Source organism: Marinitenerispora sediminis (genome assembly GCF_003336425.1).
In the GTDB taxonomy this organism is placed as follows: domain Bacteria; phylum Actinomycetota; class Actinomycetes; order Streptosporangiales; family Streptosporangiaceae; genus Marinitenerispora; species Marinitenerispora sediminis.
The window spans coordinates 1-14,134 of sequence record NZ_QEIO01000045.1 but is presented as its reverse complement, the minus strand read 5'-3'; the positions used below and the strand labels follow the sequence as shown (position 1 = coordinate 14,134).

Annotated in this window: 10 protein-coding genes; 5 read left to right on the top strand and 5 right to left on the bottom strand. The window is 74.7% G+C overall.

Going from position 1 to position 14,134, the window contains the following annotated elements; translation table 11 throughout:
- The first annotated feature begins 84 nt into the window (after window positions 1-84).
- Window positions 85-1,911 (top strand): ABC transporter ATP-binding protein, encoded by a 1,827-nt coding sequence (locus DEF28_RS11035; RefSeq protein ID WP_114399645.1) that lies wholly within the window; start codon window positions 85-87, stop codon window positions 1,909-1,911.
- Between the two features lie 968 nt (window positions 1,912-2,879).
- On the opposite strand, the gene DEF28_RS11030 is transcribed toward DEF28_RS11035, so the two are convergent.
- Entirely contained in the window at window positions 2,880-4,340 is a 1,461-nt protein-coding gene (locus DEF28_RS11030; RefSeq protein ID WP_114399646.1) for a PucR family transcriptional regulator, read from the bottom strand.
- A 781-nt stretch (window positions 4,341-5,121) separates the two neighbouring features.
- On the opposite strand from DEF28_RS11030, the gene DEF28_RS11025 reads away from it, so the two are divergent.
- Window positions 5,122-5,370 carry a hypothetical protein gene (locus DEF28_RS11025; protein ID WP_114399647.1) on the top strand — a complete coding sequence of 83 codons (249 nt, stop codon included), beginning with the start codon at window positions 5,122-5,124 and terminating at the stop codon, window positions 5,368-5,370.
- Between the two features lie 186 nt (window positions 5,371-5,556).
- On the opposite strand, the gene DEF28_RS11020 is transcribed toward DEF28_RS11025, so the two are convergent.
- Window positions 5,557-6,855: an aspartate aminotransferase family protein gene (locus tag DEF28_RS11020; protein WP_114399648.1), complete on the bottom strand. Its 1,299-nt coding sequence runs from the start codon at window positions 6,853-6,855 to the stop codon at window positions 5,557-5,559.
- A gap of 255 nt (window positions 6,856-7,110) precedes the next feature.
- Here DEF28_RS11020 and DEF28_RS11015 point away from each other — a divergent pair, with 255 nt between their 5' ends.
- On the top strand, window positions 7,111-8,721 hold the full coding sequence (locus tag DEF28_RS11015; RefSeq protein WP_114399649.1) for a PucR family transcriptional regulator: 1,611 nt from the start codon (window positions 7,111-7,113) through the stop codon (window positions 8,719-8,721).
- A 643-nt stretch (window positions 8,722-9,364) separates the two neighbouring features.
- On the opposite strand, the gene DEF28_RS11010 is transcribed toward DEF28_RS11015, so the two are convergent.
- Entirely contained in the window at window positions 9,365-9,961 is a 597-nt protein-coding gene (locus DEF28_RS11010) for a TetR/AcrR family transcriptional regulator (protein ID WP_114399650.1), read from the bottom strand.
- Window positions 9,962-10,068: 107 nt separating this feature from the next.
- On the opposite strand from DEF28_RS11010, the gene DEF28_RS11005 reads away from it, so the two are divergent.
- Window positions 10,069-10,857, top strand: coding sequence for an SDR family oxidoreductase (locus DEF28_RS11005; RefSeq protein WP_114399651.1), 789 nt, complete (start codon window positions 10,069-10,071; stop codon window positions 10,855-10,857).
- 154 nt (window positions 10,858-11,011) lie between these two features.
- Here DEF28_RS11005 and DEF28_RS11000 read toward each other — a convergent pair whose 3' ends face one another.
- Window positions 11,012-11,485: a VTT domain-containing protein gene (locus DEF28_RS11000; protein ID WP_114399652.1), complete on the bottom strand. Its 474-nt coding sequence runs from the start codon at window positions 11,483-11,485 to the stop codon at window positions 11,012-11,014.
- Between the two features lie 28 nt (window positions 11,486-11,513).
- On the bottom strand, window positions 11,514-12,611 hold the full coding sequence (gene rlmN, locus DEF28_RS10995; RefSeq protein ID WP_114399653.1) for a 23S rRNA (adenine(2503)-C(2))-methyltransferase RlmN: 1,098 nt from the start codon (window positions 12,609-12,611) through the stop codon (window positions 11,514-11,516).
- Window positions 12,612-12,784: 173 nt separating this feature from the next.
- Between rlmN and DEF28_RS10990 the strand changes: the two genes are divergently transcribed.
- Window positions 12,785-13,870, top strand: a complete 1,086-nt coding sequence (locus DEF28_RS10990) for a suppressor of fused domain protein (protein WP_114399654.1) — start codon at window positions 12,785-12,787, stop codon at window positions 13,868-13,870.
- Window positions 13,871-14,134 lie beyond the last annotated feature (264 nt).

Genomic DNA, 14,134 nt, shown 5'->3' with positions numbered 1-14,134 from the left:
AGCGCACCTGCCCGCCCCGGCCCCGATCGAGGACCGCCGCACCCCGCCCGGTGGGGGCCGGGGGATCGCACGCGAGGAGTTGTGATGACCGTCGAGACGCCCACGCGCGGACTTCCCGTCGCCGACGGGCGCGAGGTCCGGGCGTTCGCCCGCGCCACACTGGCCCGCCACCGCCGGCCGGCGCTGGGGGTCCTGGTGCTGCACGGTGCCGCCTCGACCGCCGGTCTGGCCGCCCCGTGGCTGCTCGGGACGGTCGTGGACGACGTGGTCGGCGGCACCGGCAGCACCGGTCGGATCGATCTCGCCACGGCGGGCATCGCCGGGTGCCTACTGCTGCACGCCCTGCTGAGCTACCTGTCGGTGACCGCGTCGATCCGGCTCGGCGAGCGGGTGCTGGCCGAGCTGCGCGAGGACTTCATCGACCGGGTGCTGCGGCTGCGCCTGGCCACCGTCGAGCGCGCCGGCACCGGCGATCTCGTCGCGCGCACGGGCCGGGACATCGACCACCTGTCCTCGACGGTGCGGGAGGGGCTGCCGGAGATCGCGATCTCCCTCGTGACCTTCCTGCTCACCGCCGTCGGCATCGCGCTGGTCAACCCGCTCCTGGTGCTGCCGGCGCTCACCGCGCTGCCGCTCCTGTGGGCGGGCACCCGCTGGTACCTGCGCCGCGCGCCGCAGGGCTACGTCGCCGACCTCGCCAGCTACAGCACCATGCTGCAGGGTCTCAGCGACACGGTCGAGGGCGCGCACACCGTCGAGGCGCTGCGCCGGGAACGGCAGCGCGATCAGCGGACCGACGCCGACATCGCCAGGTCCTACGCCACGGAGCGCTACCTGCTGTGGCTGCGCACCGTGTGGTTCCCGACCGTGGAGATCAGCCACATCCTGCCCATCGCGGCAACCCTGCTCACGGGCGGCTGGCTGCTCATGAACGGGCACGCCTCGCTGGGCGAGGTGACCGCGGCGACGCTGTACGTCCAGCAGCTCGTCGGACCGGTCCAGCAGCTGTTCGAGCAGGTCGATCCCACCATGCAGAGCTACGCGGCGCTGCGCCGGCTGCTCGGCGTGCGGCTGGCCGAGGAGACGGCCGGATCCGGCCCGCGGGCCGGAGAACCTGCGGCCGCCGCACCCGCCGCGGCCCCGGCGGACCCGGCCCGGGCGGGCGGCCGGACGAGCGCCGACGGGAGCGTGGTGCTGCGCGGAGTGAGCTTCGGGTACCGGCCGGAGGAGGACGTCGTGCGCGACGTCGACCTCGAACTGCGGAGCGGTGAACGCCTCGCCATCGTCGGCCCGAGCGGCGCCGGCAAGTCCACACTCGGCCGGCTCATCGCCGGGGTGCACCCGCCGCGCACCGGCTCCATCCTGGTCGGCGGCCGTCCGCTCACCGGCCTGTCCCCCGAGGAGCAGCGCAGCAGAGTCGCGCTCGTCACCCAGGAGGCGCACGTCTTCAAAGGCACGGTGGGCGACAACGTCGCGATGGTCCGCGAGGGCGCCGCCACCCCGGAGGCGATCCTGGCCGCCCTCACCGCGGTCGGCGCGGACGGCTGGGTGCGGGAGCTCCCCGACGGCCTCGACACCGAGGTCGGCTCCGGCGGCCGCACCCTCGACCCGGCCCGGTCCCAGCAGCTGGCCCTCGCCCGCCTGGTCCTCGCCGACCCGCGCGTCCTCATCCTCGACGAGGCGACCTCCCTCCTCGACCCCCGCGCGGCCCGCGACCTGGAGCGGTCGCTGTCGGCGGTCCTCGCCGACCGCACGGTCATCGCGATCGCGCACCGGCTGCAGACGGCCTGCGACGCCGACCGCATCGCGGTGGTGGAGGACGGGCGCGTCACGGAACTGGGGACGCACGACGACCTGCTGGCCGAGGGCGGCACGTACGCGGCGCTGTGGCGCACGTGGCACGGGGAGTAGCGAGAACGGTGCCGCGGAAAGCGGGGCGTTCATCGGACCGCGTGTCGGCAGCGCCCCGCAACCCCGCGGGTCGGCTCCTGTGGCCGTCCTGCGGGGGGCTGTCCCGACACGGTGGGCGGCGTCGCCCGCAGACGGGTGGGGTACCAGCGCGCGAGGAGGAACCGAACCCGCGTAGCCGGGTGTCTGACCACACGCTCCGCCCCACGCACGCGGAACCTGCCCGGCCGGTGAACGGGGCTGATGTCGGCCACTGGAGCAGGCTCCCGGCACCTGCTCCCCGCGGTGCCCCGGCCGCGAGCCCCAGCGCCTCGGCTCGCCCGCGGCACTGATCGCCGGGCTGGTGACGCAGGCCGACCACCGCCCGCTGATCCGGCCAGCCCGCACGGTTTCGGCTCACATCGAGACGGACGGCGTCGTACTCCGCGCGTCGGCGCGGGACGTCCGCCACGGGCGCCGCGAAGCCGCCGTGTCTCCCGTGTCACGCCGTCGACGCTCCCACAGGAGGCGACCAGGTCAGCGGCCGCGAGGCTCCGCCGGGCCAGCGCCCGAGCCGCCGGTTGGCCGCCATGGCGGCCAACCGGACGGGGTGGTCCCCCCGAAGGAGGCCGGTGCCGCTGTGCGGCCCCTGCCGTCATCCTGGCCGGAGCGCCCGAGCTCCTGGAACGCCCACGAGCACCGCCCGTCCCGCGACAGCGGACCCGCCCTCATGAGGCCGGATCATCGCAGCCGCGCCACGGCACGGCGACCGCGTCCCGGCAGCCGGGGCACCGCGTCCGCACCGGGATGGCGCCCACCCGCCATGACCGGCCCGGACGGACCGGAACCGCCCGCACGCCGACCACCCGCACAGCGCCCGGCCCGGCGCACCGGACCGGCCGCAGGCCGCACCCCCGCCGCCCGCTGGTGCCCGCGGCCCGGCGCGGCGGGCACCGCGTGCGGCGCCAATCCGGGCCCGGGCGTCCGCGCCGCTACGACTTCTCCAGCACCCGCAGCGCCAGCCACAGCTCCGTGCGGTAGTCCGGATCGTCTAGGTCTCCCGGGAGCAGCTCCCGGATGCGGGTGATCCGGTACCGCAGCGTGTGGCGGTGGATGCCCAGGGACTCCGCCGCCGCGTCCCAGCGGCCCGCTGTCGCGAGGAAGGCCCGCAGCGACGCGAGCAGGTCGTTCGCGGCGCGCTGGTCGCGGAGCGGGGCCAGGAGGTCGTCGGCCATGCGGGTCCCGGACGGGGTGTCGACAAGGCCCAGGAAGCCCCCGGGCAGGTCGGAGTGGCGCACGAGGCGGGCCGCACCGCGCTGGGCCGATTCGAGGGCGCGTTCGGCCTGGGTGCGGCTCGTGGACAGGTCGGCGTACCCGGTGGGCTCGCCGACGCCGACCGGCCCGCCGGTGACGCGGGCCAGGGTCTCCCCCGGATCGTCGGCCACGCTGCCGAGGACCACCACCCGGCCGGCCAGCTCCGCGGCCAGATGCCCCTCCAACTGCGGGTCGGCCACCACGCTGCCCTCGGGGTCGGTCGCGGCGACGGCCACGACGACGGGTTCGGCCGGGAGTACGGCGCGCAGGCCCCGGGCCGCACGGCTGCCGACGTCCACGGCGCCGTCGAGCAGGGCGGTCAGCAGCCCGACCCGCAGTTCCGCGCCGCTGCCGGGGGTGCTGCGTTCGAGTTCGAGGGACAGCAGTGAGATCGCGGCGTTGACCAGCGTCCGCTCGTCGGGGCCGAGCCGGTGCGTCGAGCCGACCGCGAGGAAGCCGCGCAGCCGTCCCCCGACCCCCAGCGGCTGGATGGCCACGTTCTCGCCGCCGCTGGACACCGACACGCTGGCGCGGTGCGGGGAGCCGCGCAGCCGCCGCACCTCCGTGTCGAGTGCCGGCCCGCGAGCCGCGGCCTCAGCCGGGAAGGCGTGCCGCAGCGCGCCGCCGGGTCCGAAGAGCAGGACCCATCCGCCCAGTTCGGCCCCGAGGCGGTCGACCACCGCGTCGGACCCGCGGAGTGCGGCCTGGGTGAGCTGCCGCTGCGCCACGAAGGCGCGGGTGAGCCCCTCGTACTCCTCCTTGGCCAGCAGCCGCGACACCTCCTTGCCGATGGCCACGAACGCGGTGGACGCGGGCACCTCGACAAGCGGCAGGCCGAGCTCGGTAGCGGCCTCCACCAGGTCCGCGGGCACCTTGTCGTGGGCCACCCCGACACCGAACCCGAGCCCGGCGACGCCCCGCTCGACCAGGCGGTGGACGTAGTCGCGCGCCGTGCCCGCCCGCTCGGCCCACCTGATCCCGGTGGTCAGGAGGAGCTCGCCGCCCTCCAGGTACGGGGTCGGGTCGGTCAGCTCGCTGACGGCGACCCACCGCACGGGCCGGTCGAGCCGGGCACCGTCGGTGAGCAGCCGCAGCCGGAATCTGGGGGTGCGAAGTACAGCGCCGAGAGTGGGCGGCACAGCGGGCTCCTCGGTCAGCGGACAGGGGGGTGGTCACAGGAGGGCGGGCACAGGCCGGCGCCCAGCATGAGCACCGGCCGGTGGGCACCGTTGCCTCACACGACTCGCCAACCAGATTGGCCAATTGCCTTCAGCGATCTTATCCACCATGGAGATAACCTCCGCAATGCCTGACGTCCAGAGCCGGGGCCACCAGCAGGTCTCCGCCCTGGCCGACCGCCGCTCGGCGCCCGCCCGGAAGGGCGGTCCGCCAACTCCCGAGGGCGGGGAGCCCCCGGCTGCCACCGGCACGGAGGTCGCGCCCGCGGCGTCCCCCCACCGTGCGCCTACCGCTCCACGCGCGGCGCGCCGCACCGCCGGCGGTCCCGCGACGCGCCCGGCCGTCCGGCGCATGGCGAGTGCCGGGTTCACCCCGCTTCGCGGCGGGGGTTACGGCCACCCTCGGATGCTCGGCGCGTCGGCCGCGAACGGCTGGGGTTTCGGGCACGCGAATCCTCGGAGACCCCGCTGGACGGGCGATGAAGGCATCGCAACCGGCGGCCGACCACCGACACCTCTGACGGCTTTCGTCCACTATGTCGCCCCGGCAGCGAAACAGTGCGCCGAGATGTTCGGCTTGTTGCTACTTAGCGTTAGTATGGCAACGCTCTGTGTTACGAAAATCGGCCTGGGCTATTCCGGTGCTCCAGCGTTTCTGGTTCAATAAAGAGCCGGTAACTATTGGCCCGCCAGACTGTCCTAAACCACGGGGGGAGCAAGGACGTTGAGCGGTCTGAGCATCATGTGCGAGCGAAGCACAGCGAATGCGGACTCGAGCGGCAGCATCTACGTGTTCGACCCGGGGTCACTCACCCCGGCGCAGCTGACAGGCGACGCCTGCGCCATCTGCCACGCCAAGTGGCCTCGGCCGCGTCAGCCGCTGGGCGAGCTGCCTGACGGCTCCGAGGTGTTCGGCTGCGACGAGTGCGCCGGGATCGTGGTGGCGCACAACGCACGGACCGTGCGCGCACACGCCCTGGCGGCACACTGAGCCGCGGACGGCAGTAGGCGGGAAGCCTCCGGCACCGTCCGGAGTGAGCATATCCCGGTACGGCGCACCAGGCCACTTCCACGCCGCAGGCGGGCAGCACACGGCGGAGGCGTTCCGGGCTCCGGGGGAGTCAGCCCCGGACCGCCTCCGCCGCGGTGCGCCGCCCGCCGGCGGCGCGGGCGCGCCTCAGTCGCTCGCGCGCGCGTCGACCTCGGTGAGCGCCTCGACGAGGATGTCGCGCCCCTCACGGGCCTCGTCCTCGGTCAGGGTCAGCGGCGGCGCGATACGCAGCACGTTGCCGCGCACGCCGCCCTTGCCGACCAGCAGGCCGCGCCGCCGCGTCTCCTCCAGGACCGCGGCGGCGAGTTCCGGGCTGGGCGCACCGGTGCCGGGGTCGACCATGTCCACCCCGGCCATCAGCCCCCGGCCGCGCACCGCGCCCACGGTGGCCAGCGAGTCGGCCAGCGGGCGCAGGCCGTCCAGGATCACCGGGCCGAGCCGGGCCGCGTTGGCCTGCAGGTCGTGGTCGAGCACGTAGTCCAGCACGGCGTTGGCGGCGGCCGTCGCCACGGGGTTGCCGCCGAAGGTGGACAGGCTGTTGGCCGGCAGGCCGTCCATGAGGTCGCCGCGCGCCACCACCCCGCCGATCGCGAACCCGTTGCCGAGCCCCTTGGCGAAGGTCAGTGCGTCCGGGGTGACGCCGTGGTTGCCGATTCCCCAGAAGCTGCTTCCGGTGCGCCCCCACCCGGTCTGCACCTCGTCGGAGACGAACAGGATGCCGTGCTCGTCAAGGACCTCCTTGTAGGCGGCGAACAGCCTGTCCGGGGCCATGGCGACCCCGCCGACCCCCTGGACCGGCTCGGCGATGAGGCACGCCACGTCCGGCGCGGTCGCGGTGGCCAGCACGTCGCGCAGGTCGGCGACGCAGGCAGCGACGTAGTCGGCGTCGGACATCCCGCGGAACGCGGGGTGGCCGCGGTCGGTGCCGTGCAGGTAGTGCACGTTCAGCGGTGACAGCGCGGAGTTCTTCCACACCCGGTTCCCGGTGACCGCGACCGTTCCGTAGGACCGGCCGTGGTAGCTGCTGCGCATGGCCAGCACCTGGTCACTGCCCCGGGCGCAGGTGGCCAGCAGCAGCGCGGTCTCGTTGGCCTCCGTTCCGGAGTTCGTGAAGAACACCTTGGCGTCGGGGATCCCGGAGAGCCGCGCGATCTTCTCGGCCAGCTCCACCTGGCCGCGGAGCAGGTAGAGGGTGGAGGTGTGCACCACGCCCCGGGCCAGCTGCCGTTCCACGGCCTCTCTGACCTCGGGCACGTCGTAGCCGAGCATGTTGGTGACGATGCCGGCGAAGAAGTCGAGGTAGCTCCGACCCTCGGAGTCGGTGACGCGGTTGCCCTTGCCGGCGGCGATCTCGATGGGCGTGTCGTAGTACAGGGTCAGCCACGAGGGCATGACCGCGCGATGACGAGCGAGCAGATCCGACATGCTCCAAGTCTCACGGCACGCGCGGCCGGCCGCCAGCGCCGCCCCGGCGTTTCCCATCCATAGAATTAACAACATGTCATGACGAATCGGTCATGTAGTAACCGTTCCCCCCATTACGGTCACGCTACGTAATGACGGAGTGACAGGGCGCGCTCCGGGGGACCGGTCGCGTCCGGCCAGGTCAGGCCCGGCCCGGTTCCAGGCTGTAAACGGGTTCCGCCGCACGCTGACACTGCGCTGGCTAGACTCGGTCACGTGCTGCCCTCCCTCGCCGACGTGCTCCGGCTGCCCGCCCTGCGCCGGGCCCGGGCACGGGTGGTCGTCGGCGCCGAACACCTCGACATCCCCGTGCGGTGGGTGCACATCGCCGAGGTCACCGACCTCGCCCACCTGCTCCGCGGCGGCGAGCTCGTCCTGACCACCGGCATCGCCATGCCCGACGACCCCGGGGCACTGCGCCGCTATGTCGCCGAGCTGGCGGAGGTCGGCGTCGCCGGCATCGCGGTGGAACTGGGGCGCAAGTACCACTCCGAGCTCCCCGCGGCACTGCTGGACGCCGCACGCGAGGCGCGGATGCCGGTCATCTCACTGGACCGCGAGGCCAGGTTCGTCGAGATCACCGAGGCCGTGCACGTCCGCGTGGTCAACGAGCAGCTCGCGGAGCTGCGCGAGTCCGAGCGGCTGCATGACGTCTTCACGCAGCTGTCCGTCGAGGGCGCGCAGCCCGGGCAGGTGCTACGCGAGGTGCAGCGGCTGTCCGGGTGCCCCGTCGTGCTGGAGAACCTCACCCACCAGGTGCTCGCCTGCGAGCCCGGCGGCGAGGACCCCGGCGCACTGCTGGCCGCCTGGGAGAGCCGGTCCCGCCGGGTGTCCACCCCGCCCCGGACCACGCACGACCCGGCCACCGGATGGCTGGTCACCATGGTCGGCGCGCGCGGCCAGGACTGGGGACGGCTCATCCTGGTGTGCGGCGGCCCGCCCACGGCGCGGCAGACGATGCTCGTGGAGCGCGCGGCCAGCACGCTGGCCCTCGGCCGGCTGCTGGAGCGCCACGAGGAGGGCCTGGAACGCCAGACGCACCGCACCATCATCGCCGGCATCGTGGACCGCGCCTACTCCGACCCGGAGGAGGCGCTGGTCCGGGCCCGCGCGGTGGGCGTGCCGCTGAGCGGGCGCAACCTCGTCGGCCTCGTGCTGCGGCTGCGGGAGAACGGCACCGGCCTGGCCGCCCAGGCCCGGCTGGCCGACACCGCCGAGGGAGCCGCCCGGGCCTGCCGCGACCTGCGGCTCCAGGTGCTCGTCGGTTCCCTGGACGACCTCCGGGTCGGCATCCTCCTCGCGCTACCCGACCGCGAGCCGCTGGAGTCCTGCCTCACCCGGCTCGCCGAACGGATCCGCGAACGGGTCGGCGACGGCTCGGTGCTCGCCGTGGGCTCGCGTGCCGAGAGCATCCGCGAGGTGCGCCGCTCCTTCCTGGAGGCGCGGCAGGTCGGCGACGTGGCCCTGCGGCAGAGCGACGAGCGGCCGTACTACCGGCTGCCGGACCTGCACCTGCGCGGGCTGCTGCACCTCTTCCGCGACGACGAGCGGGTGCAGACCTACGTCGAGCGCGAACTCGGCCCGCTGCTCGCCTACGACGCCCGGCACGGCAGCGACCTCACCGACATGCTGCGCTGCTACCTGGCGGCCGGGCGGAACAAGGCGCTCGCGGCCACCCGGGCGCATCTGTCGCGGCCGGCGTTCTACGAGCGGCTGCGCCGGATCTCGCGGGTGCTGAACGCCGACCTCGACTCGGTGGAGACGTGCCTGTCCCTGCACGTCGCGCTGCTGTCACTCGACTCGGTCCGCGAGCGGCTGCACCCCTGAACCGCCGCGGCGGGGCGCGGCCAGCCGCCGCCCGCCGCACGGCGCGGGCCGGGTCCCGCCCCGCGGACACCGGGCCGCGCCCGGCGCGAGCGCGTGGCGGAGCGGGCCGACGGGGCACCGAGCCGACGCACGGAGAACCGGCGGCGTCCCCCTGGACAGGGCCGCCGGGACGCGGCCGCCCAGCGCACCGCGGAACGGCCGCGGCAGGTCGGCCGGGGCTCCTCCGCCGCCATCCGCACCGCGGCCGGGCGGCCGGGGACCGCCGCGCGGCAGCGCGTCCAGCGGCTCCTGGGGGGACGGTCGCCCGGGCGTCGGGGCCACGGGTTCGCCGCGGCCCGGCTTCCGCGGCGGCGATGGCCGGCGTGCGGTACGACGGCGGCCCTGCGAGCGGTGCCGACGACCGCACGCCGCTCAACCGCGTTGGCTACTTAACCGCCAACACGGGACCGCCCGGCCCGCTGATCGGGCCGGTGACCGCGGACGAGCACGAGAGGCCGGCCCCGGCCGCGTCCGCGCGCCCCGCACAGCGGGGGCACCGAGACGTTCCGGGCCTCGTGACCGACGCGCTGGCCGCTCCTCCTCCGCGGCGCGGCGCCGCCTGGCGCGCGCCGGGCCGGCCGCAGGCGGCCGGAGGCGGGACCGGTCACGTCGCGGAGCCGATCCCCCGCAGCAGGGTGTCCACCACCCGGCTCGCCAGCGCGTCGGTGTCGCCGTCGGCCGGGATGCTCCGAGTGGCCTCGTGGATGAGCGCGTAGTACACCCGGCGGGCCCATACGAGGTCCACGTCGGCCCGGATGTCCCCGGCGTCGCGCGCCCGGAGGAACAGCCGGTCGCACTCGGCGAGCACGCGGGCGTGGATCCGCTCCACCTCGGGGTCCGCCGATCCGGGCCGGCTCATGGCGAACCCCCACCCGCTCTTCACCCGCAGCACGTTCGCCGTCACCTGGTAGAGCGCCACTAGCGGCGGCAGGGTGTCCGGCCGGCCGGCCCGGACGGCGGCGTCGAACTGCTGGGCCGCCCAGAGGGTCATCGCGTCGATCAGGGCCTCTCGCGAGGTGAACCGCCGGTGGATCGTGGTGCGCGCGACCCCGGCGGCCTCGGCGATGCGCTCCATGGTCGCGGTGGGATCGTCGCGGAGCACGCGTTCGGCCGCCTCCAGGATCCGCCGCACCGTGCGTTCCGCGTCCGACCGCAGCGCCCGCCCACCTGGTCCGCCTGGCACGGCCACCTCTCGCTCCATAGGGAAAACACTACACGAGAGACGCTGTTTCGCCGACACTTGCAACATTAATGTCGCTAGTACTATCTTTCATGCGTCACCAACGTTGCACTTACGGAGGAGTCCCCATGGACATGCAGCTCACCGGAACGACCGCCCTCGTCACCGGGGCGAGCCGCGGGATCGGCCTCGCCATCGTCCGCGCCCTGGTCGGCGAAGGCGTGCGGGTGGTGGCCGGCGCGCGCACGGTCACCCCGGAACTGCGCGACACCGGAGCGGTGGCCATCCAGGTGGACCTCGCCACGTCCGACGGCCCGCGCCAGCTCGTGGACGCCGCTCTGGCGGAGCTCGGCGAGCTCGACCTCCTGGTCAACAACGTGGGCGGTGGTGACGGGGGCGCCGAGCAGGTCGGCGGGTTCCTCGCCTTCGACGACGGCGTGTGGCAGGCGACGTACGACCTCAACTTCCTCAGCGCCGTGCGCGCCGTCCGCGCGGCCGTGCCCGCGCTGCTGCGCCGCCGCGGCACCATCGTGAACGTCTCGTCCGCCAGCGCCCGGATGCCGCACTCCGGCCCTGTCCCCTACACCACGGCCAAGGCCGCGCTCACCGCGCTCGGCAAGGCCCTGGCCGAGGAGTACGGCCCGCAGGGCCTGCGGGTCAACACCGTGTCCCCCGGCGCGGTCCGCACCTCCCTGTGGGAGGGGGCGAAGGGGTACGGCGCCGCGCTGGCGGCCTCGATGGGGGTCGGCCTCGACCAGCTGCTCGACGGGCTGCCCGCCCAGACGGGGATGACCACGGGGCGCTGGATCGAGCCCGAGGAGGTCGCCGCGCTGGTCGTCCACCTCGCGTCTCCGCACGCGGCCAGCGTCTCCGGCGCCGACTTCGTCGTCGACGGCGGCACGATCAAGACCGCCTGATCCGGGGCCGGCGGCCGGCGGCCGAAAAGATTGCGGGCGGCCCGGTAAACCCGCTGCCCCGCCCCGGCGTCCTACCGAACGACGGCGGCCGTGCCTCGCCCCCGAGGGGCACGGCCGCCGTTCCACGTTCCACGTATGGCGGGCCGCTGCCGTCTCAGGCCGGCACCAGCTCGCCGGCCAGGTCGGGGACGTAGACGAGCAGCACGAACCGCGCCGTCCGGGTCACCATGGTGATCACGACGAACCAGGCCAGCGGCATCCGGATGGTCCCGGCCAGCACCGACACGACCATGAACGGCGGCACGCTGGAGAACGAGCTGACCGCGACCAGCCCGGCCGCCCACACCGGCCGGCGCTCCGCCCGCTCCCGCCAGGCCGCGATCCGCCGGGTCCAGCGGTTCGGGCGCTCGGCCCTGCGGCGCAGCCACGGGACGTCCAGCGCACCGCGGCCCAGGTAGTAGTAGACGATCTTGCCGATGGTCTGCCCCGCACCGGCGGCCACCGCCATGGCCACCAGCGCGCCGTCATCGAGCAGCGCGGCGGCGCCGACGAGGTACAGCTCGATGTTCACGAACGGCAGCAGCGCTGAGGTCAGCGCGATACCGAAGGCGAGGGCCGTCTCGCCCACCGCGGCTCCCGGCTCCCCGCCGACCCCGCTACTGCTCGGCCGCGGCGAGCTGGCCGCAGGCGCCGTCGATCTCCTGCCCGCGGGTGTCGCGGATGGTCACGGAGACGCCGTGGGCCTGCAGCCGGCGGACGAACTCGCGCTCGTCCTCGGGGCGCGAGGCGGTCCACTTCGACCCGGGGGTGGGGTTGAGCGGGATCAGGTTGACGTGCACGAGGTGCCCGGCCAGCAGTTCGCCGAGCAGGTCGGCGCGCCACGCCTGGTCATTGATGTCGCGGATCAGCGCGTACTCGATCGACACCCGCCGGCCGGTGGTGCCGGCGTAGCGCCACGCGGCGTCGAGCACCTCGGCCACCTTCCAGCGGGTGTTGACCGGCACCAGCTCGTCGCGGAGTTCGTCGTCGGGTGCGTGCAGCGAGACCGCGAGCCGCACCTGCAGCCGCTCGGCGATCAGCTTGTCGATGGCCGGCACCAGCCCGACCGTGGAGACGGTCACGCCGCGCTGGGAGATGCCGAGCCCGCCGGGGACGGGGTCGGTGATGCGGCGCACCGAGTCGAGCACGCGGCGGTAGTTCGCCAGCGGCTCGCCCATGCCCATGAACACGATGTTGCTGATCCGGCCGGGGCCGCCGGCGACCTCGCCCCGCGCCAGGTCGCGGGCGACCGACACGACCTGGTCAACGATCTCGCCCGTGGACAGGTTGCGGGTCAACCCGTTCTGGCCGGTGGCGCAGAACGGGCAGTTCATGCCGCATCCGGCCTGTGAGGAGACGCACAGCGTGACCCGGTCGGGGTAGCGCATGAGCACCGACTCGAACAGCACGCCGTCGAACGCCCGCCACAGGGTCTTGCGGGTCATACCGTCGTCGCAGGTGATGTGGCGCACCGGGGTGAGCAGCGGCGGCAGCAGCGCCTCGCCCAGCCGCTCCCGCGACTCGGCCGGCAGGTCGGTCATCTTGGCGGTGTCGGACTCCAGGTGGCCGAAGTAGTGCTGGGCGAGCTGCTTCGCGCGGAACGGCTTCTCGCCGAGCTCCGTCACCGCGGCGCGGCGCTCGTCCGGGGTGAGGTCGGCGAGGTGCCGGGGCGGCTTGGCACGGCGCGGCGCGGCGAAGGTGAGCTCGGCAGGCATGTTTCGGATCCCGATCGCGGAGGCGGCTGAGGGGCGGCGGCGCACCGGTGCTTCGCGGTAGTTTAGGGCCCGAACGGCCTGTCGCGGGTCAGCGTGCGGCGCCACCGGCACGGCGTCCATAGTATGCGCCGCCTGGACGGGTCGCGTTACGACGAGGGAGGGTGGTCGGGCCGGTGACCGGTACGCGCGTTCTCCTCGATCGGCTCAGCCCCTACCGCAGCCGCCGCGTCGTCGTCGAGTACGACTCCCGGACCACAGCCGCCTACCTCCTCGATCCGCGCGGCGAGGTGCGGGTCCCGGTCTGGCTGGCCAACCACGAGCTCGCCCCGGACGGCCCGGAGCCGGAGGAGGCCGCCGCCGGCCGCGCGCCGCTGATGCCCGCCGCGCACACCAAGCACCCCCACGGCCGCTCCCCGCTCGATGCCGACCGGCTGCGCGTCGTCTGGTTCGAGGAGGGCGACGGGGTCGCGCTGCTGGACGACGACGGCCTGCTCGCCATCATCCCCGGCTGGGCCGAGGCCGACCGCGGCCTGCCGGGCTACGCGCGCGACGCGATCGGCCGCAGCCCCTACGCCTGGGCGCTGGACGACGTCGCCGCGCAGCTGTGGCCCCGGGTGGTGCACGCCGAGGCGTACTGGGCGTGGCGCGAGGCGCCCAACGCGTGGCGCAGTGTGCAGCGCACGGTGTTCGGCCACCTGGGCCGGACGGTGGGGCCGCCCGGCCACTACTGGGACGTCTCCGACGGCCACGACCCGCTGATCCGGGTGTCGGAGCGCCCGCCGACCGCCGACCGCCCCTACACGGTGCTGAGCACGGTGGGGATGTCGGGGCAGCGGATGCCGACCCTCGACCGCTACATGGCCGACACCTCGGCCTACGCGCGGGTGGAGCTGGCACTGGCCACCACGACCCCGGCCCACCTGGCGGCACGCATGTTCCGCTGGCTGGGCACCTTCCCGTGGCGGGCCGTCACCTGGTTCGGTCCCGGGCACAGCGTCAAGTGGCTGCCCACCACCGAGGACGCGGCCGTCCGCGGCGACCACGCCGCGGTGCTGCTCGTCGCCGACCCCGGCCCGCTCGTCGGCCCCGGCGACCCGCCGCCGCCCGACACTTCCGGGCTCAGCTTCCACGGCGACCCGGTGAACTGGCTGTGGGTGGTCCCCATCACCCGCCCCGAGCACCTGTTCGCCAAGGAGCACGACGCCACCACCCTCATCGCCAAGCTCGCGGCCGAGGGGCGGAGCTGGATCCTGCGCTAGCGCGCTGGCGGGGGCCGGGGGTGCTGGCCGGTGGTCGGCATGCCCGGCCTGTGCGGCAACCGCGTCAACGTCGCCAACCACCGCGCCCGCCGAGCCGCGGCGCGCGACCGGGGCGCCGGCCACGGGGAGGCCCGGTGACCAGGGGCCGGCGGCCCAGGAGCCCCGCAGGCCCCCGCCCGTGGGCGGCGGACCCCCCGCCGACAGGTCAGGCGAGCGGCATCGCACGGGCGCCGGCCGCCGGGCCCGCGAGTTCGGCGGGGGCGG

Excerpts from the sequence above, each read along its gene's own strand:
- rlmN (WP_114399653.1), bottom strand. The coding sequence starts at position 12,611 with ATGCCTGCCGAGCTCACCTTCGCCGCGCCGCGCCGTGCCAAGCCGCCC.
- DEF28_RS11005 (WP_114399651.1), top strand. The coding sequence starts at position 10,069 with ATGGACATGCAGCTCACCGGAACGACCGCCCTCGTCACCGGGGCGAGC.
- DEF28_RS11025 (WP_114399647.1), top strand. The coding sequence starts at position 5,122 with ATGTGCGAGCGAAGCACAGCGAATGCGGACTCGAGCGGCAGCATCTAC.
- DEF28_RS11035 (WP_114399645.1), top strand. The coding sequence starts at position 85 with ATGACCGTCGAGACGCCCACGCGCGGACTTCCCGTCGCCGACGGGCGC.
- DEF28_RS11010 (WP_114399650.1), bottom strand. The coding sequence starts at position 9,961 with ATGGAGCGAGAGGTGGCCGTGCCAGGCGGACCAGGTGGGCGGGCGCTG.
- DEF28_RS11020 (WP_114399648.1), bottom strand. The coding sequence starts at position 6,855 with ATGTCGGATCTGCTCGCTCGTCATCGCGCGGTCATGCCCTCGTGGCTG.